This is a genomic window from Microcoleus pseudofavosus SVA1_A4 (genome assembly GCF_036700565.1).
In the GTDB taxonomy this organism is placed as follows: domain Bacteria; phylum Cyanobacteriota; class Cyanobacteriia; order Cyanobacteriales; family Microcoleaceae; genus Microcoleus.
In genome coordinates, this window is record NZ_JAUBPE010000067.1 from 1 (window position 1) to 22,236 (window position 22,236).

Genomic DNA, 22,236 nt, shown 5'->3' on the forward strand with positions numbered 1-22,236 from the left:
CTATCGCTGCATATTTTCTTTGCTCTTTTTCAGATAAAGACTGATGATGTTTTCGCATTAAATCAGTAATTTCGTCTGAGTAACACATAAATTAATTAGTAACAAATGATTTAAATCAAAAAATCCTGGGCGACATAAGAAGAACCAAGTAGGTATAATATTTGACATCTCTACCGCAACATAAACCTATTCATATTCACTCATTTATTTATTATACATCGCTGATGTTATTAAATTTTCATTCCTTAGAAAGTCCTAGTTACGAAAGCAGGCAATCTCTCAGAAACTTATTGAGAGACATTGATGGGTTGCAAGGGGATGACTACCGCAATTTTAGGTGGACGACGGTGCGCTTTGTCCGCAGCGGAGATTTACTAAAGCTAGAGTATGCACTGCGGTGTTTCGTAGAGCCAGATTTTCCCTATTGGGCTTACAAACTAGCTAGAGAATATGTAGAAGGTTATGGATTGCAGTCTGGTTCGGGTATCGTTGCTGAATCCGTTCGCCTTGGCGATTTGGCGAGAAAATAACCGATGCTGGTTTTTTTTTGATGGGCGGGTGACAGACGGCGCAGAGTCAATACCCTTAAAAAGGTTGTTCTACTTGTTCGAGATTACTAATAATTCCTTCTAAGTATTCTTCATTGAGAGACCTTAATAAGTATCCGCTAATTTTTCCTCTTTTTTTATAAATTTCTGCTAGTAATAAACTTTGAAGCTCCTTCAGAAAATTTAGCTCATCAACTAAAATTTTCACAAAATTTGGGCTGCTATATCTGTTTCTTAGACAGTAAAAAATATAGCTCATATCCTGATAAGGCAATATCAAAAATGTTTTTATAAAATCTTCGGGAGGTAAATATTTCAAGATGGGATAATCATAATAAGATTTTTGCCCTAAACTATCGAAATTGCTGCCAGCATTAAAAAATATTGTATGTTGAAACATAGCGATGTTATTTTGCATCATATCTAGTATCTTTTTAGCTTCATTGGGCATATTTTGAATCCTTACTTCTTCTTGACATTGCTTAATATAATTATCAAATTCTTTAAAGCCTGGATCGTCTTTACTGTTAAATTCAATACTCATATAAACATCTCCGAATGGATTAGAACGATACTCTGTATCTAGCCTGCCAGAATTCTTTAGTTGATCAATATATTCTTTAGCTTCATCAATAATAGATTTTTTGTCCTTGTCGTATACCTTAATATCAGAAAATAGTAAGAATAATCCGGTAATATGCTTGATTATTCCGATATCTTCAAAAGCCCTATTCAGATACTCTGATTTAACTAGATCAAGTGTTTTATCGAATTCTCGATCGGTAAGCATAGTATAACGCAACAATTTCATCCAATTGGGTGCGTTTTCCTCTTGGAAAAATTTGGAATTTGGCAGTGATTCTTCAAAATATTGCCGATCGATCAGACCTTTGTCAAAAAAAGCTTCCCACCATAATAAGCTAGGGTACAGTCCAGAAAAAGGTAGCAATACATTAAAGTAAGAGAATTTATAAAGGTTTTGATACTTTTTGAATATAGAATCTTTATGTTCAGCATTAGCATTATTTTTTTCTGTTAAATTACTATGGTTATTGCTTCTTCTCTCTGACATCATTTCTTTAGCTAACTCCTGATCTATTCGACTGATTTCTTGGGGATGAAGTCTTGCACAAGCAATTTCAATAGAAAAAATTATTAATAGTTCTAAGACTTCTTCTACTAATTTTGATTTATTCTGAGCTTTTTCTGGTAAGCCTTCAAAGATTCGTTGAAAATCTAAGATTACTTGGTTCAAAATTTTTAAATTTTTACATTCTGCTTGCAGGTACAACTCTTGAAGGAGAGCCAAGTTTTTTGTCAAAATTTCTTTGACTTGCGAATTAGATATTTGATTGATGGTTATATTTAATGCCCCTGACAAATCAGGAAAAACATCAAAAGTTTTCCCAATTAGTTTTTCCTTGGTTTTGTTGTATTTTTCTTGTTTGTCTCGATCGTTATTTATTTCATCTTCATTTGCAATTATGACTACTTTTAAGTCTTGGGAATCTACAAAATTATTGATATATCCCAATATATTTTCAATATTTATGCTACAACGTTCTAAGTCATCAAATATTAAAAGGCTAAATTGAGAATCCTTAAATTTTTTATCTATGTCTATATCTGGAATAGAAAAACTCCATCTTCCATCTTCTTGACCATCATTGTCTAAATCAATTTTTAATGCGCCTTTTAGTAAACCTTTACAGATTTTACCCACTATCACCATCTCTTTAGATGCAAGTAAATGATTCAAAGGATTCAATTGTTTGAAAAGACTGTCTTCTATTTCTGAATAATTAGTGATGCCATATAGGCTAATATATAAAGATTTTTTACCTTTTGTTTTTAATTTTTCACGATACTGATTTATAAACCATGTTTTGCCACAACCCCATTTTCCTTTAAGCAAAATAGCGAATTTAGGGGACTGAGGTAATTCACAGTAATAGTCTAAGTATTGTTGGATATGCTGATTTGGCTCATAAATATACTGATTATTTGTGCTAGTTATTTGGTCTGGCATAAGTTTTTTTGTTGGTAAAATGAATAAGGTCAAGAAGTATCAATCATTTAATTCGATCGACCGTCCTGCAATAATCTTTATTTTATCAGTCGCCGTAAAGAATTGTACGATCGCCTATTTTGCTTAACGATCGGCTATTATATCACTATCACTGCATTAGTCTTCAACATCATTGGCCAGGAAGTAGGCTGATACCGCGAGTCAAGAAAGAGCGATCGCCACCAAATGCCAGCAGTACCCCAGACATTCCACCAGGAGGGCAAAACCGAAAATGCAACGATGCCATCGCATCGACCTAATTCGCCCGCCACCCTCGCCATCACCTTCAGCAGCAGCTAGAGGGTCAAACCTTCAAACTGAAGTACAAGCAGCAGATAGATTTTGGGTGCATATCTCCAGCAAAACCATATCCAAGCTAAACTGATAATCACCCTAATTTTTAGAATTATCTATGGGACAAGAAAGCGCAATATGATATCTGGGGAAATCAAAAGTCAAATAGATAAAATCTGGGATGCCTTCTGGTCTGGTGGTATCTCCAATCCCCTCGAAGTCATCGAGCAAATTACTTATTTGCTGTTTCTGCGTCGTCTCGACGATTTACAGACTCTGGAAGAAAACAAAGCTAATCGGCTCAAGCGCCCAATGGAACGCCGGATTTTCCCAGAGGGGGAAGATATCAAAAAACGCTCCTACGAGGATTTGCGTTGGTCGAGGTTCAAGAATTTTGCACCGAAGGAGATGTTTGAGGTCGTCAACGATCATGTTTTCCCTTTCCTGCGGACTTTGGGAGGCGATGGTTCGACTTACGCACACCACATGAAGGATGCCCGCTTCACAATTCCGACACCGGCCCTGCTTTCTAAAGTGGTGGATTTGCTCGATGGTGTACCGATGGAAGACAGGGACACTAAAGGCGACCTTTACGAATATATGTTGGGCAAGATTGCCTCCGCTGGACAAAACGGACAGTTTCGCACACCGCGCCACGTTATTCAGTTGATGGTGGAACTGACTGCACCCAGCCCAGGCGATGTGATTTGCGATCCAGCTAGTGGGACTTGCGGTTTTCTGGTGGCTGCTAATGAATATCTGCGATCGCATCACCCGGAAATTCTGCGCGATACCAAGATGAAGCAACATTTTCACCATCAGATGTTTCACGGCTTCGATTTTGACAATACCATGCTGCGGATTGGCAGTATGAATATGCTTTTACATGGCGTAGAAAACCCGGATGTTCGCTATCAGGATTCGCTGGCACAGGAACATTCTGGTGATGAAGAATCTTATAGCCTTGTCCTCGCTAATCCACCCTTTGCTGGTTCATTGGACTATGAGAACACGGCTAAAGACTTGCAGGCGATCGTCAAAACCAAGAAAACTGAATTACTATTTTTGGCTCTGTTTTTGAGATTGCTCAAGCCTGGGGGACGGGCGGCAGTTATTGTGCCAGATGGGGTGCTTTTTGGTTCTTCTAAGGCACATAAGGAATTGCGACGCTTGTTGGTGGAAGAGCAGAAGCTTGATGCTGTAATCTCTCTGCCTGGTGGTGTATTTAAGCCTTATGCGGGTGTTTCTACTGCGATTTTACTATTTACTAAAACTAACTCAGGTGGAACTGATTCTGTTTGGTTCTACAATGTGAATGCTGACGGGTGGAGTTTGGACGATAAAAGAGCGCCTTTGCTTTCTGAAGATAAATTAGGTGCTGTACCGACTGCCCCGCTAACAGCAGAGGAACATACTAAAAATAATCTACCGGATGTGTTGACTCGTTGGCAACTGCGGAATACTACAGAACGAGAGCGACCGCGCACTGCTCAGAGTTTTTGTGTACCGAAGGCTGATATTGCTTCTCAGGGGTATGACCTGAGCCTGAATCGTTATAAGGAAGTGGTGCATGAAGAAGTGGAACATCGCGCACCTAAAGACATCCTTGCTAATTTGGCAAGGTTAGAGGTGGAGATTCAGCAGGGGATGAAGGAACTAGAGGGGATGTTGGGATGAAGAATCTCTCTACATCATGGACAGAGGTTTCACTAGGTGAAATTTGCGAGTTTAAGTATGGTAAAAGCTTACCTGAACTCAAACGAACTGGAGGTAATATTCCAGTGTTTGGCTCAAACGGGATTATTGGGCAGCACCATGAAGCAATTACAGATGGATCTACCATCGTGATAGGACGTAAAGGTTCGTTAGGTGAGGTTAATTTCTCCAATGTTTCCTGCTGGCCAATTGATACTACTTACTACATTGACAAAAGCGCTACAGAAACTGATCTCAAATGGCTTGCTTACCAGTTGTCGGGTCTCGGTCTAACAAAACTTAACAAGGCGGCGGCAGTCCCAGGGTTAAATCGTGAAGATGCTTACCGCCAGCGACTCTTACTTCCCCCCTTGGAAGAACAGAAGCGGATTGCAGAGGTACTCGATCGCGCCGAAGAACTCAGGTCTAAACGTCGGGAGGCGATCGCACAACTCGACACCCTCACCCAAGCCATCTTCATAGAAATGTTTGGTGATCCAGTTACAAATCCTAAGAATATAAAAACTCTACCTCTTGCTAAAGTATGCAAACGAATTACCGATGGAACTCATCAACCGCCAAAATGGAGTACATCAGGTTATCCATTTCTATTTGTAAGTAATATTATTTCTGGCGAAATAACTTTTGATACTGCAAAATTCATCTCTAGTGAAACTCACGAAGAATTAACACGGAGATGTCCAATTGAAGTCGGCGATGTTCTCTATTCCACAGTTGGATCATACGGTGTTCCTGTAATTGTCAAGACTCAGCGTAAGTTTGCTTTTCAGCGCCACATTGCACACATTAAACCTGATTCAAATCTCATAGATTCACAATTTTTATGTGCGATGCTTGCTTCACCATCTTTAAAGCGTCAGGCTGATCGATCTGCTCGTGGAGTCGCGCAGAAAACGGTTAATCTTGAAGAAATCAGAAAATTTATAATTTTTTGTCCATCCATTTCTCTGCAACAAGAATTTGCCCGCCGCGCCGAGGCCGTAGAAAAACTCAAAGCAGCACACCGCGCCTCACTGTCAGAACTCGATGCCCTCTTCGCCTCCCTCCAACATCGTGCATTCCGAGGAGAGTTATAGTTATGCGTAGAGAATTCCTTGGAGTTTGGTTTGCCTCTAACTATCCAGGAATCAGGCATGGAGGCAATTCTAATGGTGTAATTAAGGACATTGAAATGCGCGATATGGTAGCGGTGTCTATTCTTGTTGCTGGTTTTACCCTATCTAACAGACAAAATCAACGCCGATATTATTTACCGAGGAGAGTTATAACATGAAAGCCACCGAAGCCAAACTGCTTGCCTTTATCAAGAAGTCCCCGCAGTTCGTTATCCCCATTTACCAGCGTACCTACTCTTGGACAGAAAAGGAATGTCGGCAATTGTGGGATGACATCCTGCGTACTGGCTCCAACGATGACATTACTACTCACTTCTTTGGCTCTATTGTCTACATCGAAAAAGGACTTTACCAAGTATCAAGCCAGTCACCACTGCTGGTAATTGACGGACAGCAACGCCTAACAACAGTTACATTATTAATTACAGCACTGGCTAATGCCCTTGATGATACTGAGCCAGTAGAAGGTTTTTCACAGCGCAAATTACGAAACTATTATTTACTTAACCCTGAAGAAGATGGAGAACAGCACTTCAAACTGATTCTTTCGCAAACAGATAAGGATTCACTTATAGCCATTCTCAATAAATCCGAGCAACCCAAAGACTATTCCATCCGCGTGACAGAAAACTTAAAACTTTTCGACTCGTTGATTAAAGATTCTAAGGATAAGCTAGCGACTATATGCAAAGGACTAGCAAAACTGTTAGTTGTAGATGTTGCCCTTAGCCGAGATCAGGACAATCCACAACTCATTTTCGAGAGTATGAACTCAACTGGTCGCGAGCTAAGTCAAGCCGATCTAATCCGTAACTACATCCTCATGGGACTCGAACCTCAGCTCCAGACTAAGCTTTATGAGCAATATTGGCGACCTATGGAAGTAGAGTTTGGACAAGAGGCTTATGGTACACAGTTCGATAGCTTCATGCGCCATTTTTTAACGGTGAAAACTGGTAATATTCCTAATCAGGGAGAAGTTTATGAAGCATTCAAAGCTCACGCGCGATCGCCGGATGTAGCTAAGGCTGGGGTGGAGCCAATGGTAGCGGATCTTCGCACGTTTGCCCGTTACTACTGCGCCATGACATTGGGCGCTGAACCAGACCCTGACCTTAGATTAGCCTTCCAAGACCTGCGAGAGTTGAAGGTGGATGTAGCTTACCCTTTCCTCTTGGAGCTTTATCACGATTACGCTTCGGGTGATTTTCCCAAGGCGGACTTTTTGACAGCAGTACGGCTGGTTGAATCCTATGTATTCCGTCGTGCCATCTGTGCCATCCCTACTAACTCGCAAAACAAAACTTTCGCTACCCTCACAAAAGCTGTTAAGAAAGATCGCTACATCGAAAGCATTCAAGCTTACTTGCTTCTATTGCCATCATATCGGCGCTTTCCTAACGATGAGGAGTTTAAGCGCGAACTGCAAACCAAAGACCTCTATAAATTCCGCAGTCGCAGTTACTGGATGCGTCGTCTGGAAAATCACAAGCGCAAGGAACAAGTGTTGGTGGACGAGTACACCATCGAGCACATTCTGCCCCAGAACGAAAACCTTTCTTCAGCCTGGAAGACAGCACTGGGCGTAGAGTGGCAGCGAATTCAGCAGACTTACCTACACACCATCGGCAACCTGACTCTTACCGGATACAACTCGGAATACAGTGACAAAACATTTGCTCAAAAGCGTGATATGCCAGGAGGCTTTAAAGAAAGTCCACTGAAGCTAAATCAGGGGCTTGGAATGGTAGAACAGTGGGATGAAGAGGCCATCCGGCAACGGGCAGACCGACTTTCTACCATAGCACTCGATGTCTGGGCAGCCCCTAAGTTAGAAACCAGCGTGCTTGAGTGCTATAAATCCAAGCCCGCCCAACTAGGCTATACCATAGTAGATCACCCATATTTGGTTTCGGGAACAATGGCAGAGGTGTTTAAAGTCTTCAGGAAAGAAGTTCTGGCGCTTGATGACTGCGTGACCGAGGAATTTCTCAAGCTTTACGTTGCCTACAAAGCAGAATCCAACTTTGTGGATATAGTACCCCAAACCAAGCGGTTACGCATCTCGTTCAATATGCCATTTCCCGAAATCAATGATCCCAAAGGCGTTTGCAAAGATGTATCGAGTGTAGGGCGCTGGGGTAATGGTGATGTAGAGGTTGGTCTGGCATCGCTTGATGAGTTACCTTATGTGATAGGGTTGGTGCGACAGTCACTTGAGAGACAGATGGGAGGCATAGAGTAGTCCAATGAGTAACTTTGCTTTCCTCCAAGCTGAATTCCCTACAATTTATGAATCCGCCACCAAAGCAGTTGATGCAGTACATCCCGACCCTCGCACTGCCTGCTTTTATGCGCGTCGAACTTTGGAGTTAACCGTAAATTGGTTATATAAGTACGATAATTCCCTAGAACTGCCCTATCAAGATAATCTAAGCGCTTTAATTCACGAACCTACTTTTAAAACCTTAGTAGGTGAAGGAATATTTAACAAAGCAAGAGTCATTATCAAACTAGGAAATCCGGCAGTACACAGCGCCAGACCTATCCCTGTTAATGATGCTATAAATGCTGTACGAGAGTTGTTTCATGTTACATATTGGTTAGCCCACACCTATGGACGCAGTAGCAAACCAAATGCGGGGCTTACCTTCAACTCTGACGCATTGCCCAAGACTGCACCAGTTCCTAAGCAAACCATTGAACAACTTCAGAAACTAGGAACTCAACTACGAGATCGCGATGAAAAGCTCTCAATACTTCTAGCAGACAAAAACGCAATTGATGAAGAACTGAAACAACTACGTGCAGAATTGGCAGCAGTCAAACAAGCCAGTGTCACCCAACCCGATACCCATGATTATTCAGAAGCAAAAACCCGCGATATTTTTATAGACCTTTTGTTAAAAGAAGCAGGATGGAACTTAGATCGACAACGCGATCGGGAGTTTCCGGTTACAGGGATGCCCAATTTATCAGGTCAAGGTTTTGTTGATTACGTCCTCTGGGGCGATGATGGTAAACCTCTGGCAGTCGTAGAAGCTAAGCGCACCCGAAACGACCCCCGCATCGGGCAACAACAGGCTAAGCTATATGCCGATTGCCTAGAAAACCAATTTAATCAGCGTCCAGTTATTTTCTACTCTAACGGTTACGAGCATTGGCTGTGGGATGATACTAATTACCCACCGCGACAGGTGCAAGGATTTTATAAAAAAACTGAATTACAATTACTTATACAGCGCCGAACTACCCGTAAATCTTTAGCAGCAGCCACCATTAACCCTAGCATTGCCGAACGATATTATCAAACTCGTGCCATCCGTCACATTACCGAAGCCTTAGAGACTGATAAAGACCGCAAAGCCCTGATAGTTATGGCGACTGGTGCAGGCAAAACCAGAACCGCGATCGCTTTGGTCGATCTGCTGATGCGTTGTAACTGGGCGAAACGGGTTCTATTTCTAGCGGATCGTGTAGCTTTGGTAAATCAGGCAATCAATGTATTTAAGAAACATCTCCCCGATGCCGCGCCAGTAAACTTAGTCACAGAAAAAGATACTGAAGGACGAGTATTTGCTTGCACCTATCCCACCATGATGGGATTAATTAATGATACCCGTGACGGTCAGCGTCGTTTTGGGGTAGGGCATTTTGACCTAATTATTATTGATGAAGCTCACCGATCGGTTTTTCAGAAATACCGCACAATTTTCAACTACTTTGATTCTGTCCTGCTAGGGCTAACCGCTACACCAAAGGATGAAATTGACCGCAACACTTACGGACTCTTTGACTTAGAGAATGGCGTACCTACCGATGCTTACTCGCTTGAAGATGCCGTAAAGGATGGTTATCTAGTCCCGCTTAAAGCTGTATCAGTGCCGCTTAAGTTTCAGCGACAAGGCATTAATTATGGTGAACTCTCTGAATCCGAAAGAGAAGAATGGGATGCGCTTGAATGGGATGACGAAGGTAATGCCCCTGAGCGCGTAGAAGCAGAAGCAGTCAACAAGTGGTTATTCAATAAAGATACCGTGGATAAGGTGCTAGAGCATCTGATGACTAGGGGGTTAAAGGTTGCTGGGGGCGATCGTCTCGGCAAAACCATTATTTTCGCTAAAAATCAAGATCATGCAGAATTTATTGCTGAGCGGTTCAATGCCAACTACCCACACCTTAAAGGTGAGTTTGCCCGTGTCATTACCTTCAAAACCTCCTATCCTCAAAGTCTGATTGATAACTTTTCCCAAAAAGATAAAGAACCTCATATCGCAATCTCGGTGGATATGCTCGACACTGGGATTGACGTGCCAGAGGTAGTTAATCTGGTGCTGTTCAAAATTGTTCGTTCCAAAACTAAGTTCTGGCAGATGATAGGACGAGGTACGAGGCTATGTCCTGACTTATTTGGGCTAGGGCAAGATAAAGAATTTTTTTACCTGTTTGATTATTGCCAAAATTTAGAGTTTTTTCAACACAACTCCGAGACGGTTAATGCACCAATAACTAAATCATTGGGTCAGCAACTGTTTACCGCTCGATTAGAATTAATCGGAGAGTTAGATAAAAAAATACCTGAAAATCAACCCATTAATTCAGCAAAACTGAATCAGCTTCAAGAGTATCAATCTGCCTCTAAAGAACCCAAGACCAATGCAGAATTGCGCCAGGAACTAGCCAATTTACTCAATACCGAAGTGGCGGCTATGAATCCTGAAAACTTCATAGTGCGACCTAAACAACGATTCGTAGAGAAATATGCTAATTCCGCAGCATGGGCGTCGCTATCGATCGATGATTTTCTGGAACTTAGTCAAGAAATAGCTGGTTTGCCTTCCCAATTGGAAACAGAAACAGAAGAAATAAAAAGATTTGATGTTCTGATGCTGAAGTTACAATTAGCAATCCTGCGCTCTGACTCTACGTTTAAGCGTTTACAAGAACAGGTAAAGTCACTTGCAGGACTGCTAGAGGAGAAATCTGCCATTCCCTTCGTGCAAGAACAGTTAGCCCTGATTCAGGATGTACAAACCGATGAGTGGTGGCAAGATGTGACATTACCAATGCTGGAGGTGTTACGCAAACGCCTACGGGGGTTAATCAAGCTAATTGAGAAACAAAAACGCCAACCTATTTACACCGACTTTGAGGATGTAATGGGGGATGAAATAATAGTAGAGTTGCCTGGTTTTACAGCATTAGATAACTTTGAGAAATTCCGTGCAAAAGCCAGGGCTTTTTTGCGATCGCATCAAGATCATGTGGTCATTTTTAAGCTGCGAACTAACAAACAGCTCACTCCATCCGATTTATCTGAGTTAGAGAAGATATTGCTAGAAAACAAATTAGGCGTAGAGGAGGATATAGACCGTGCAAAAGAAGAGTCACACGGGTTAGGCTTATTCGTCCGTTCCTTAGTAGGACTCGATCGAGAGGTAGCCAAGCAGGAATTAGCGAGGTTTATATCTGGCAAAAATCTTAACTCCAATCAGATTGAGTTTGTGGATATGATTGTGAATTACCTAACCGCACATGGCGTAATGGATGCAGCAATCCTCTATGAATCTCCATTTACCGACATTACGCCACAGGGGCCAGAGGGATTATTTACCTCGACTCAGCTAGATGAATTATTTTCTATTCTTGAAGAAGTTTCTACACGGGCTGCATAAGACACAGCAGTAAAACCTGGGGCGTTACAAATAATCTTGGCTGAAGGACAATTGTGATTGCAGTGAACCCTGGCTTTTGGTGTTGAGGAACACGGGAAGTGGCAGTTTTCCTCGCTCTTGAATGTTTAAAACCAAAAATAGCTAACCTCCAGATTGTAGGAAAGACCTCAACGGACAATTATTTTTCTGTTCTTCCAGGTGAATACAAATAGGGATCAGAAACGATCGCTTACCCTGCTAAACTAAGCTAGATTATCGATTCCAGGCTTGTTACCATCCTTGCATCTGTGCGATTTCAGCGCTCTGAGATGTGATGATTGACTGAGCCAAAGTACGGATTTCTGGATGAGAAGCACACTCAGATGCCATCTGAGCCATCATCACCCCCATTTGATGATGGGGAATCATTTGTCGCACAAATTCCTTGTCAAAGTCCGGGGCTTTCTTGAGCGCGTCGAGGTCGGTTTTCATGCTCATCATGCCCTGGCCCTGACCCATCATGCCCTGACCCATCATGCCCTGACCCATCATGCACTGACCCTGACCCATCATGCCCTGACCCTGACCCATCATGCCTGAGCCTGTGCCCTGCCCTTGGTTGTGGTGGTCTCCCATCATGCCCATGTCATTCATTGAATGGGCAGGGACTTCTTTGCCGAACCACTGTTTGTACCAGCTACGCATCTCTTGAATTTCACGAGTTTGGTCTTTTTTAATCGCTTGGGCTAATTTTTTAACTTCTGGGCGTTTGGCGCGACTAAAAGCAAGATCAGCCATTGCGATCGCATCTTGGTGATGCGGGATCATCATTTCGATAAAATGCCGATCGACTCGAACCGATCTGGGTTGTTGAGGATTTTCTGGTGCAGGTAATGACTGAACTTGTTCGCTGTTGATAAGGACAAATCCAGTAATAGCACCACTACTAAGTAGCCCGACTAAGCTGTACACCAAAAACTTCTTATTCATAACTCCACCTGATTTGAAGAATAACTAGGTTTCAATACTGGCTGCTGCAAAGCAAGACGCGATCGCTCATGCAACAGCCACTGCGCTAAATAAATGGTTTTATGCCGTTGCTTTAGCCATCTGACGGCAAGATTCAGCACAACGACGGCAGGCTTGAGCGCACTTCTTACACGGCTCGTGGTCGTGCTTCTCACATTCAGTCGCACAGCGATCGCACGCTTCTGCACAAACCGCACACATTTGAGCGTGCAGGTCAGAATTACGAGCCATGAACCGAGCGCAGAGGGCGCAGGTATCAGCGCAATCGCGGCATAGCTTAATACATTGAGCCATCATCTGCACCATGTCACTGGTTAAGCAAGCGGTTCCGCATTGCTCACACTCACGAAGACAGTCGAGGCAATTCTGAATGCAGGTTTCTAGCAGAGATTGATGAGATTTAGTAGTAGTAGTAGTCATAGTTTTAAGCTCCTAAAGAATCAACACAACGAAGAACAGATTGTTATGCCCTTCACCTTGGTTAGGGGATGACTAAGTTCTTATATCTCTCAAGCTACGCTCAGACTATGAGAAACCTATGAGCGATTCAAGGTTTACGTCTTTAGGAAGATTTTTCCAGATTTTTGGCGATGAGCAATTCTTTTCATCCTGATTTCATTATTTCCCATTATTATTGGAGGATTCCGACCACCTGACCCAGCCTGTAAAGGAGTTAGACTGATGAAAATTTTGGTGGTAGAAGATGATGAGGCAATTGCCGACCTACTTACTTATATGCTCTCCAACCAAAATTACGTGGTTGAAGTTGCTAACGATGGTGAGGCAGCTTGGGAACTGATTGTTATTTATAACTATGATTTACTGCTGATAGATATTACGCTCCCTCGTTTAGACGGAATAAGTCTCTGTCGTAGAGTCAGAGCGCACGACTATAAAATGCCAATTCTGGTGGTAACAGGGCGAGGCAGTGGTCACGATCAAGCGATCGGGCTAGATGCAGGTGCCGATTCGTACCTGGTGAAACCGCTCGATCAGGAGGTATTGATTGCTCGAATTCGAGCCTTGCTGCGTCGCACAGGAACGGCTTTTCAATCTGTGCTGGAGAAGGGTAATTTGCGGCTCGATCCGACAAGTCGTGAAGTTACTTACGCAGGGCAACTTCTATCCTTAAGTCCCAAGGAGTTTTCGATCCTAGAGTTCTTTTTGCGGAATGGTCGTCAAGTCTTTACCTACAGCGTAATTTTGGATCAAATCTGGGCTTATGGAGAGACTCCTAGCGAAGATGCCGTGAGAACTCATATTAAGGGGCTACGGCAGAAATTTAGAGGGGTCGGCGCTCCCACAGATTTGATTGAAACGGTTTATGGACTGGGTTATCGGCTTAAACCCTTGGAAGCGATCGCTGATTCAACCAAGACGGCTCAACTCACGTCTCATGAAGCGACTCAACCGATTCAACCACAAACCATCAGCGCCTTATCCAAGCGTCAAGAAATCGATCGCGCCTCAAACGACTTAACTACAGAACGAATCGAGCCGGAAGAGTCTCTGTTTGCGGATGAGCGTCCTTTGTTATTGATCGTCGATCCCGATCGCCAACTGGCCCAACAGTTGATGAATGAAGCAGTGGACTGGGGATTTCGGAGCGCGATCGCCACGACACTTTCCGAAGCCGAAACGAAAATTGAGCAAGATGCGCCTACCGTTGTGCTACTCGATCCCGACATTACTCATCCCACAACAGATAGTTTAAGGCTGCTGGCAAAGCTCAGTCATCAAACTCCTTCTGTGCCAGTTCTAGTTTTAACCAGTCACGATCAATTAACCGATCGCCTAGAAGTTGCCCAACTCGGCGGACATAGTTTTTTACACAAACCTTTGCCCCCGGCTCAAGTGCTGAAAGCGATCGCACAAGCGGCACAACAAGCAGAGACAGCAAAGCAACGGGTGATGGTCGTCGATGCTGATCCCCAGATTCTCGCAACTTTAAAAGAGTTCCTAGAACCCTGGGGATTGAGCGTAACAACGCTGAACAATCCTCAACAATTTTGGGAAACGTTGAAATCCTGCTCGCCGCATCTGCTAATTTTAGATGTGAAAATGCCTGCTGTGAGCGGCGTTGAGCTTTGCAAAATTATCCGCAACAATTCGCGCTGGGGGCGCTTGCCGATCATTTTTTTGACGGCGCATACCGATGCTGCGATCGTCAATCAAATGTTTTCAGTGGGTGCAGATGACTTTGTGAGCAAGCCGATCGTAGGGCCAGAATTGGTCAGTCGCATCATCAATCGCCTAGAACGGATCAAACTCCTTCAGAATGCTGCTGAGACAGATTATTTGACCAAACTCTCTAACCGCCATAAGTCAACCCAAGACTTAAACAAATACCTTCAACTTGCAAATCAACAGGAGCAGCCGCTCTGTCTAGCAGTTCTGGACTTAGACAATCTAAAAGAGATCAACGATCGTCACGGGTACAATACTGGCGACATGGTGATGCGTCAGTGGGGACAGTTGCTCCGGCAGACTTTTAGGCAAAATGCAGTCGTTGCTCGCTGGGAGAGCGATGAATTTGTGGTTGCCTTATCTAGCATGATTAAGGCAGATGGTATTCAAAGACTCGCTCAATTATTAGCAACGCTCCACCACAGAAAATTTGTTGCTCCCGATCAAACTCAATTTCGGATCGCATTTAGCGCTGGCATTGCTCAATATCCAGATAATGGAACGGATTTGCATTCTCTTTATCAAGCCGCATCCGAAGCCTTGCATCAGTCTAAAATTGCTGGGTGTGCCTGTATTTTTTCTGCGGGAGACTCTAGGGCTGTTCTCAAACAAACGAAGTCTTAATTCATTATTAAAATTCTCAAACTCAAACTTTTTTTAACTCCTTATAAGTTCCTCAGATTGTTTTATTACAGTCAAATAGGAGTAACCACTCGGTAAATCAGGCTCTATTGGCGAACTTTTTGCGCTACCAATAGCATAGTCAAGATTTTCACAACAGAACGCGATCGTCAACCCCGACGAAAACTGCATGGTCGGTCACTACCCATCCAAAGCATCCTACGTGGGAAATATCTATGTTTGAAACGCTATTTACGCCCAATCCCAGTGTTGAAGCTAAAGTCAGTATCCGTCCTCGCAAAGGTGTCATTATTGGTGCCGGGCAGGTGGGAATGGCGTGTGCCTACTCAATGATTATCCAGAACTGCTTTGATGAGTTGGTTCTTCAGGATATTCAGACAGAGCGGCTTCAGGGAGAAGTCATGGATCTGATACATGGCACTCCCTTTATCGGTTCTGTCAATATCAAAGCTGGAACCGTTACCGATGCAGGGCAGGATGCAGACCTGGTTATTATCACGGCTGGAGCTAGCCAGAAGCCGGGAGAGAGCAGACTGGATCTGGTTGAGCGTAACGTAGTCATCTTTAAAAGCTTGATTGCAGATGTGATCAAATATTGTCCCAATGCCACCCTACTGGTTGTGAGTAATCCAGTAGACATAATGACATACGTGACCCTTAAACTCTCTGGATTTCCTGCGGCCAGGGTAATAGGCTCTGGAACAGTTCTTGACTCTGCCCGTTTCCGTACCCTGCTGGCAGAGAAGATGGGAATTGATGCACGAAGCGTTCATGCTTACATCATTGGCGAACATGGCGACAGTGAAGTACCCGTCTGGAGCAAGGTGAATGTTGCCGGAATGCCTCTCTATAATGAGCAGGGTAGCCCATCGCCAGACAACGCCAATCTAAATGAGATTTTTGAGCACGTCAAGAACGCTGCCTACGAAATCATCAAACTCAAGGGGTGCACTTCCTATGCGATCGGGCTGGCAACGACCGAAATAGTCAAGACCATTCTTCACGGTCAGGAACGCATCCTTACGGTTAGCAACCTTGTAAATGGGTTCTACGGCATTCACGATGTATGTCTCAGTCTACCCTCTGTTGTCAATGAAAAAGGTGTGATTAAAACTGTCAACCTCACCCTTAACGACACGGAGCAACAGCAACTCATTCATTCTGCACAAGTCCTACGTGACATTTTTGACAAGCTGACGCTTTAGTGCCGCGCCAGCTTTGTATGAACGAAACACTTGATGAACAACCTCTCTTAACTCCTCATAAGTTCCTCAGATTGTTTTATTACAGTCAAAGTGGGTATGTAAGGACTGTTGCATACAAGCACCTCCAAATTAACAAACTTGTCCATCGTGCGGACAAATTGCAACCAAGGAAACCAACTCATGGCATATACACATACGATTGTTGCTTCTTTCCCATCCCATGCAGAAGCAGAAAGGGTGGTATTGGAGTTGCAAAAAGAAGGCTTCGATATGGAAAAGCTCTCGATCATTGGCAAAGACTACCAGACTACTGAAAATGTGCGCGGATTTCTAACCTGGAAAGATACAGCGAAAGCTGGAGCCGCAGGAGGTGGTTATTGGGGTAGCTTCGTGGGAGGTTTATTTGGCATTTTAGCAGGGGCTGGAGTGCTGTTTATTCCCGGAATGGCTCCGCTCATTATTGCTGGCCCCGTTGCTGGAGTGTTGGCGGGTTGGTTGGAAGGAACGCTTGTTGGTGGCGCTGGTGCTGCTGCTGTAGGAGGACTAGCGGGTGCCTTGGGAGGATTAGGAATCCCGAAGAACGAGGTACTGAAGTACGAGACTAAAATCCAAGCAGGGGAGTTCACGATCCTTGTGACAGGCAGCGAGGATGATGTCAGTCAGGCGAAGCAGAGACTAGAGAGAATTAGCCATGAAATCAATATGTCTGTGGCTGTTTAAGGCTTTGAACTAACAGCAATAAAATAGTGAAACTTAGCAACTATTGTATTGCTCTTTTTGTTTTTAAGATTTTTTCACAAGGAATGATAATGACATGACAAATAAAATTGACATCAACAAATCTGTGCCGAGCGAGCGATGGGGTGAATTTTTCGATCAGTTTTCAGATGGTAATCGCGGACGGCATATTTCCATCGAAATCCTCAATTCAGAACTCGGTGATGCAGAACTGATTCAGGACGCACCTCTTCATGCGATGGTTTACGATCGCCCTGGCAAGGGGGATGATTTGGTGATTGAAGTGGGTAAAGATGAGGTGACTTATGCTCACACGATCGATTCACCAACTGAAGTCTTGACGGGACAGGACTCAAACGGCGTGATGATGGCGGTTCGGATTAGTGACGTTGCTGGTGCACAAACATTGATTAAGCTACAAGCTAGTTGAGCTGATTGAATAATGCTGAGTTTAACTGATTTCAGCATCCAATGTTTTATGACCCACACTCAATAACCCGCAGCAGTCAATATGTCTGAAATTCAAAACAAAGTGGTAATTATCACCGGAGCCAGCAGTGGATTAGGTGAGGCGACAGCACAGCGACTTGCTGCTAGTGGAGCCAAACTGATGTTAGCTGCCCGCCGCGAAGATCGGCTCAAAGAATTGGTTGACGCGATCGCCCGATCGGGGTGGACTGCAACCTACCAAGTGACGGATGTGACCGATCGCGCACAGGTGGAAGCATTGGCGCAAAAAACTTTGAGTACATACAGCCGGATCGACGTACTCATCAATAATGCCGGCTTGATGCCACTCTCTGCCCTCGACCAAGTAAAGGTGGAAGAATGGGATCGGATGATCGATGTCAACATCAAGGGCGTTCTCTATGCGATTGCTGCCGTATTGCCGATTATGTGTCAGCAAAAGTCGGGTCACGTCATTAATTTATCGTCTGGCCGGACATAAAGTGTTTCCGGGGTCAGCGGTCTACTGTGCTACTAAGTACGCAGTGCGAGCGATCTCTGAAGGGTTGCGGCTAGAGTCAAACGGCGAAATCCGTTCGACTAATATCTCACCAGGAGCCGTTGCTACTGAATTGACCACCATGATTACCGATGAAGATACAGCAGCCAGAATGAACGCATTTTATAAAATAGCGATTGATGCAGATTCTATTGCTCGTGCGATCGCCTTTGCGATCGAGCAGCCCAGTGATGTTGATGTGAATGAAATGATCGTCCGTCCGACACTTCAGTAATTTGAGAATCAAAGAACATGATGAAACAGCGAAAACGAAGACACGATCGAAATTGCGTAGATCGCAGTAATTAAAGGAGTCACCATGAAAGGTTTTGTGCAACACATCGAGAGTATCGCGATCAAAAATGAGGATTTTCGCCGAGTCCTTTACACAGCAAAGTATTCCCAGCTTGTCGTTATGGCCTTAAAACCTGGGGAAGAGATCGGCGCGGAAGTCCATAAGCTCGACCAGTTCTTTCGTATAGAGGAGGGAAGAGGTGAGGCAGTTCTTGATGACGTGCGATCGCCTATTAGCTCGGGCTTTGCGGTAATCGTACCCGCTGGAACGAAGCACAACATCATCAATACCGGCGATATGTTGATGAGGCTCTACACGATCTATTCGCCACCGAATCATCGGGACGGCGTAGTCCACCGCAACCGCAGCGACGCGGATGCCGATCAGGAACACTTCGACGGCAAAACTACGGAATAGAAAGCGTTTAAATGAGTTTTGCACCATTTGAAATAAGCCTTTTATGAGCTGGCTAGAAGCAACGACTCACAATAAAATTAACTTTTTGGGAATAGGCATTTTGCCTGTTCTTGAGAAGTTATTCCATCTCATTTTAAATCAGTTTTGACGGTAATTTAGGATAAAATTATGACAGATATCATGAGTCGCGAAATTCACCTAGTCTCCCGCCCCAACGGAATCCCAACCGCAGCTAATTTTACGATCGCCCAAACCGAAATCAAGCCGCTGCAAGACGGACAAGTGCTCGTTCGCAATCTCTACCTTTCGGTAGATCCGTATATGCGCGGTCGCATGAACGAGGGGAAATCCTATGTTCCGCCCTTCGAGTTGGGCAAAACGCTCGAAGGCGGTGCAGTCGGCGAGGTCATCGAGTCCCGCGCCCAGGAATTCAAGTCGGGTGATGTTGTCACTTCTAACTATGGCTGGCGTGAATACTTCATAGCTGCACCAAAAGATTTACATCAGGTCAGCCGCGATATTCAACCCCCCTCGGTTTACCTCGGTGCCCTCGGTATGACGGGTATGACTGCTTGGGTTGGATTGAATTTGGTAGAGGTCAAAGCCGGCGATGTTATTTTTGTTTCGGGAGCCGCAGGCGCGGTGGGAAGTGTGGCTGGACAACTGGCAAAATTGCGCGGCTGCCATGTCATCGGCTCAGCCGGTTCAATGGAAAAAATCAAATTTCTGCGGGAAGAATGCGGATTTGATGTCGCCTTCGATTACAAGGCCGGCCCTATTCTGGAACAACTAAACCAAGCAGCACCCGACGGAATTGATGTCTATTTCGATAACGTCGGAGGCGAAACGCTGGAAGCGGCGCTCTCGGCATTGCGCGTGCACGGCCGGATTATCGCTTGTGGCAGCATCTCCGGTTATAACGATGAAAAACCGCAGCCGGGCCCTTCCAATCTATTTAATATGATTGGCAAACGCTTGACGATGAAAGGGCTAATCGTTAGAGATTGGCTCGATCGCCAGAGTGAATTTGAACAAGAAGTGGGCGGCTATTTCCAAGCTGGCAAACTGAAGAACCAGGAAACAGTGGTGGCAGGAATCGATCGAGCAGTGGATGCGTTCATCGGTCTTTTTGAAGGCAAAAATGTTGGTAAAATGGTGGTAAAATTGGATTAGGTAGCCGCTAATTGAGTGGGTAATTGCTTCATTAATTCGAGCAGGTTGAAACCCTAGCTCGCTTATACATTAATTGGTTTAAGAAAGTATGGATCTCCAACTATCAGATCGGATTGCATTGGTCAGCGGTTCCACTGCCGGAATTGGACTCGCGATCGCCACGACACTTGCCCAGGAAGGAGCAACTGTCATAGTCAATGGCAGAACGCAAGAGCGCGTAAACGATGCCCTCAAAAGCATTCAGCAAAGCGTCCCCAATGCCAAACTTCAGGGAATTGCTGCCGATTTGGGAACAACCGCAGGAGCTGAATTGTTGTTTCAACAAGTGCCAGAAGTCAATATTTTGGTCAACAACTTGGGAATTTATGGCGCTAAAGCATTTGAAGATATCTCCGATGAAGAGTGGATGAACTTTATGGAAGTAAATGTGATGAGCGGTGTCAGGCTCTCCCGTCATTACTTACCGCTGATGCTAAAAAAAGATTGGGGACGAATTATTTTCATCTCTAGTGAATCTGGCTTGAATATTCCCGTTGAAATGATTCACTATGGCGTTACCAAGACTGCACAAATAGCCGTGAGTCGTGGTTTAGCTGAAACAACCGCAGGCAGTCGTGTCACGGTGAATACCGTATTGCCAGGGCCAACTCGTTCCGAAGGAGTGGAAACTTTCATCGAGGGACTCGCCAAGGATCACAATATTTCACCCGAACAAGTTGAGAAAGAGTTTTTTACCAAGACTCGTCCATCTTCACTGATTCAGCGATTTGCTTTAACGTCTGAAGTTGCTGCATTAGTTGCATTTGTTGCTAGTCCTTTAGCCTCTGCAATTAATGGTGCTGCCTTGCGAGTCGAAGGTGGAGTGGTGCGATCGATTGTTTAATGAATTCGCCTATTGAACCTAGATTGTAGGGTGCGTCAGTCCCAGTTATTGATTGATAAAATAGGGTTTTACCTCTGACGCACCCTACAAATGTTCGCTCGTTTCCCACTTACCGAACTTTTTTATGATTACTCATCCATCTCAATCGATGCAGCCCGTCGCGCCACTTGATGACAATAGCGAAATGCTGCTACAAGAAAATCGCGTTGCAGTATTGCTTGCAGGGTATGGTGAAGTAGAATCTTATCGCGATCTGAGTCGTTATAACCAAGCTGCAACTAAGTACATTGCAGCTCAGTTTGTGTCGATTCCAGACTGGCTATATCCTCTTGCTGGTTGGTTTCTCACACTTCAAGATTTATACAATTTTGGAGTGAAACACGATCGTTTCATGTCACCTGAAAATAAGATTTTTGAAAAACAACGTCTTGGTATTGAGGAAGAGTTACAAGAGAAATGGGGAAATCGCGTACAAGTATTCAAAGGCTTTTATTTCTGTCAACCTTTTGTGCAAGAAGTTGTAGCAGATATCATTGAGCAAGGCTTTGAGAATTTGCTAATTTATCCTTTGCTTGTAGTCGATTCTGCATTCACGAGCAAAATAGCTGTAGAACAAGTCAATGAGGTGATTGCAGCAAAATCAGCTCAGAATGAGTCTCAACATTCGACCTTTAAGAAAATTCGATATATTCCAGCCTTTGCGACTGAACCTAGCTACATTGATTTGATGGTAAGTCAGATTAAGGAAAGTCTAAAACAGCCCCTCGCAAGTGGCTTTTTTGAGTCTCAGATTGGCATTATATTAACGGTTCACGGCGGCCCAGAAAAAGCGCAAGGACTGTTAACTGGAGTGATTGATGGACAAGTTCTTTACGATCGCGTACAAGCGCAGTTGCAGCATCAATATCCGCTAGTCTCGATCGGCTGGATAAATCATGACACGCCTTTCATGAATTGGTCACAGCCTAATCTGAAACAAGCTGCTAAAAGCCTGATCGAAGCAGGTGCTAAAACCATTCTGTTTAAACCCCTCGGCTGGGCAACTGAGAATTTTGAAACCATTCTCGATGTGGATGATGTAATTCAATCTTTGCAGCGTAAGTATCCAACGGTGACTTACACGCGGCTCGATTGTGTTAATGACGATCCTGATTTTCTGAAAATAGCAGCAGAATGGGCAAATCCTGACATTGAAGCAATGCTGTCAGTGCTGAAACACCATGAGCACATTCAAACTAGAAGACTTGATTTTGACTGAACTTTATA

The 22,236-nt window shown here is 44.1% G+C and carries 16 protein-coding genes and 1 pseudogene; 14 read left to right on the forward strand and 3 right to left on the reverse strand.

Going from position 1 to position 22,236, the window contains the following annotated elements; translation table 11 throughout:
* Positions 1 to 224 precede the first annotated feature (224 nt).
* Entirely contained in the window at positions 225 to 530 is a 306-nt protein-coding gene (locus QUA02_RS24300; RefSeq protein ID WP_333031589.1) for a hypothetical protein, read from the forward strand.
* Positions 531 to 585: 55 nt separating this feature from the next.
* On the opposite strand, the gene QUA02_RS24305 is transcribed toward QUA02_RS24300, so the two are convergent.
* Positions 586 to 2,577: a P-loop NTPase fold protein gene (locus QUA02_RS24305; RefSeq protein ID WP_333031591.1), complete on the reverse strand. Its 1,992-nt coding sequence runs from the start codon at positions 2,575 to 2,577 to the stop codon at positions 586 to 588.
* A 471-nt stretch (positions 2,578 to 3,048) separates the two neighbouring features.
* On the opposite strand from QUA02_RS24305, the gene QUA02_RS24310 reads away from it, so the two are divergent.
* The 4 genes from QUA02_RS24310 (at position 3,049) to QUA02_RS24325 (ending at position 11,416) form a co-directional block, all read left to right on the forward strand.
* Entirely contained in the window at positions 3,049 to 4,587 is a 1,539-nt protein-coding gene (locus tag QUA02_RS24310; RefSeq protein ID WP_333031593.1) for a type I restriction-modification system subunit M, read from the forward strand.
* Positions 4,584 to 5,702, forward strand: a complete 1,119-nt coding sequence (locus QUA02_RS24315; RefSeq protein ID WP_333031596.1) for a restriction endonuclease subunit S — start codon at positions 4,584 to 4,586, stop codon at positions 5,700 to 5,702. The genes QUA02_RS24310 and QUA02_RS24315 overlap by 4 nt, the downstream gene beginning before the upstream one ends.
* A 193-nt stretch (positions 5,703 to 5,895) precedes the next feature.
* Positions 5,896 to 7,986, forward strand: coding sequence for a GmrSD restriction endonuclease domain-containing protein (locus QUA02_RS24320; protein ID WP_333031598.1), 2,091 nt, complete (start codon positions 5,896 to 5,898; stop codon positions 7,984 to 7,986).
* 4 nt (positions 7,987 to 7,990) lie between these two features.
* Positions 7,991 to 11,416 (forward strand): DEAD/DEAH box helicase family protein, encoded by a 3,426-nt coding sequence (locus tag QUA02_RS24325; RefSeq protein ID WP_333031600.1) that lies wholly within the window; start codon positions 7,991 to 7,993, stop codon positions 11,414 to 11,416.
* Positions 11,417 to 11,686: 270 nt separating this feature from the next.
* Here the strand turns inward: QUA02_RS24325 and QUA02_RS24330 are convergent, their stop codons facing one another.
* Both QUA02_RS24330 and QUA02_RS24335 read right to left on the reverse strand, forming a co-directional pair.
* Positions 11,687 to 12,385 (reverse strand): DUF305 domain-containing protein, encoded by a 699-nt coding sequence (locus QUA02_RS24330; protein WP_333031602.1) that lies wholly within the window; start codon positions 12,383 to 12,385, stop codon positions 11,687 to 11,689.
* Positions 12,386 to 12,484: 99 nt separating this feature from the next.
* Positions 12,485 to 12,844 (reverse strand): four-helix bundle copper-binding protein, encoded by a 360-nt coding sequence (locus tag QUA02_RS24335; RefSeq protein WP_333031603.1) that lies wholly within the window; start codon positions 12,842 to 12,844, stop codon positions 12,485 to 12,487.
* A 261-nt stretch (positions 12,845 to 13,105) separates the two neighbouring features.
* Here QUA02_RS24335 and QUA02_RS24340 point away from each other — a divergent pair, with 261 nt between their 5' ends.
* From QUA02_RS24340 to QUA02_RS24380, 9 genes and pseudogenes are all read left to right on the forward strand, one after another.
* A complete protein-coding gene (locus tag QUA02_RS24340; RefSeq protein ID WP_333031604.1) occupies positions 13,106 to 15,235 on the forward strand; it encodes a response regulator in 2,130 nt (709 codons plus the stop codon).
* A gap of 233 nt (positions 15,236 to 15,468) precedes the next feature.
* On the forward strand, positions 15,469 to 16,458 hold the full coding sequence (locus QUA02_RS24345) for an L-lactate dehydrogenase (protein WP_333031606.1): 990 nt from the start codon (positions 15,469 to 15,471) through the stop codon (positions 16,456 to 16,458).
* Positions 16,459 to 16,638: 180 nt separating this feature from the next.
* Entirely contained in the window at positions 16,639 to 17,178 is a 540-nt protein-coding gene (locus QUA02_RS24350; RefSeq protein WP_333031608.1) for a general stress protein, read from the forward strand.
* Positions 17,179 to 17,272: 94 nt separating this feature from the next.
* Entirely contained in the window at positions 17,273 to 17,626 is a 354-nt protein-coding gene (locus QUA02_RS24355; RefSeq protein WP_333031610.1) for a DUF5335 family protein, read from the forward strand.
* Between the two features lie 81 nt (positions 17,627 to 17,707).
* Positions 17,708 to 18,437 (forward strand): annotated as a pseudogene (locus QUA02_RS24360) (SDR family oxidoreductase).
* Positions 18,438 to 18,521: 84 nt separating this feature from the next.
* On the forward strand, positions 18,522 to 18,914 hold the full coding sequence (locus tag QUA02_RS24365) for a cupin domain-containing protein (RefSeq protein ID WP_333031612.1): 393 nt from the start codon (positions 18,522 to 18,524) through the stop codon (positions 18,912 to 18,914).
* 168 nt (positions 18,915 to 19,082) lie between these two features.
* A complete protein-coding gene (locus QUA02_RS24370; protein WP_333031614.1) occupies positions 19,083 to 20,087 on the forward strand; it encodes an NADP-dependent oxidoreductase in 1,005 nt (334 codons plus the stop codon).
* A gap of 88 nt (positions 20,088 to 20,175) precedes the next feature.
* Positions 20,176 to 20,970, forward strand: a complete 795-nt coding sequence (locus QUA02_RS24375) for an SDR family NAD(P)-dependent oxidoreductase (protein WP_333031616.1) — start codon at positions 20,176 to 20,178, stop codon at positions 20,968 to 20,970.
* 124 nt (positions 20,971 to 21,094) lie between these two features.
* The gene (locus tag QUA02_RS24380) at positions 21,095 to 22,228 is read left to right on the forward strand and encodes a ferrochelatase (protein ID WP_333031617.1); all 1,134 of its coding nucleotides are present in this window, start codon (positions 21,095 to 21,097) and stop codon (positions 22,226 to 22,228) included.
* Positions 22,229 to 22,236 lie beyond the last annotated feature (8 nt).

Excerpts from the sequence above, each read along its gene's own strand:
- QUA02_RS24300 (WP_333031589.1), top strand. The coding sequence starts at position 225 with ATGTTATTAAATTTTCATTCCTTAGAAAGTCCTAGTTACGAAAGCAGG.
- QUA02_RS24305 (WP_333031591.1), bottom strand. The coding sequence starts at position 2,577 with ATGCCAGACCAAATAACTAGCACAAATAATCAGTATATTTATGAGCCA.
- QUA02_RS24310 (WP_333031593.1), top strand. The coding sequence starts at position 3,049 with ATGATATCTGGGGAAATCAAAAGTCAAATAGATAAAATCTGGGATGCC.
- QUA02_RS24315 (WP_333031596.1), top strand. The coding sequence starts at position 4,584 with ATGAAGAATCTCTCTACATCATGGACAGAGGTTTCACTAGGTGAAATT.
- QUA02_RS24320 (WP_333031598.1), top strand. The coding sequence starts at position 5,896 with ATGAAAGCCACCGAAGCCAAACTGCTTGCCTTTATCAAGAAGTCCCCG.
- QUA02_RS24325 (WP_333031600.1), top strand. The coding sequence starts at position 7,991 with ATGAGTAACTTTGCTTTCCTCCAAGCTGAATTCCCTACAATTTATGAA.
- QUA02_RS24330 (WP_333031602.1), bottom strand. The coding sequence starts at position 12,385 with ATGAATAAGAAGTTTTTGGTGTACAGCTTAGTCGGGCTACTTAGTAGT.
- QUA02_RS24335 (WP_333031603.1), bottom strand. The coding sequence starts at position 12,844 with ATGACTACTACTACTACTAAATCTCATCAATCTCTGCTAGAAACCTGC.
- QUA02_RS24340 (WP_333031604.1), top strand. The coding sequence starts at position 13,106 with ATGAAAATTTTGGTGGTAGAAGATGATGAGGCAATTGCCGACCTACTT.
- QUA02_RS24345 (WP_333031606.1), top strand. The coding sequence starts at position 15,469 with ATGTTTGAAACGCTATTTACGCCCAATCCCAGTGTTGAAGCTAAAGTC.
- QUA02_RS24350 (WP_333031608.1), top strand. The coding sequence starts at position 16,639 with ATGGCATATACACATACGATTGTTGCTTCTTTCCCATCCCATGCAGAA.
- QUA02_RS24355 (WP_333031610.1), top strand. The coding sequence starts at position 17,273 with ATGACAAATAAAATTGACATCAACAAATCTGTGCCGAGCGAGCGATGG.
- QUA02_RS24365 (WP_333031612.1), top strand. The coding sequence starts at position 18,522 with ATGAAAGGTTTTGTGCAACACATCGAGAGTATCGCGATCAAAAATGAG.
- QUA02_RS24370 (WP_333031614.1), top strand. The coding sequence starts at position 19,083 with ATGACAGATATCATGAGTCGCGAAATTCACCTAGTCTCCCGCCCCAAC.
- QUA02_RS24375 (WP_333031616.1), top strand. The coding sequence starts at position 20,176 with ATGGATCTCCAACTATCAGATCGGATTGCATTGGTCAGCGGTTCCACT.
- QUA02_RS24380 (WP_333031617.1), top strand. The coding sequence starts at position 21,095 with ATGATTACTCATCCATCTCAATCGATGCAGCCCGTCGCGCCACTTGAT.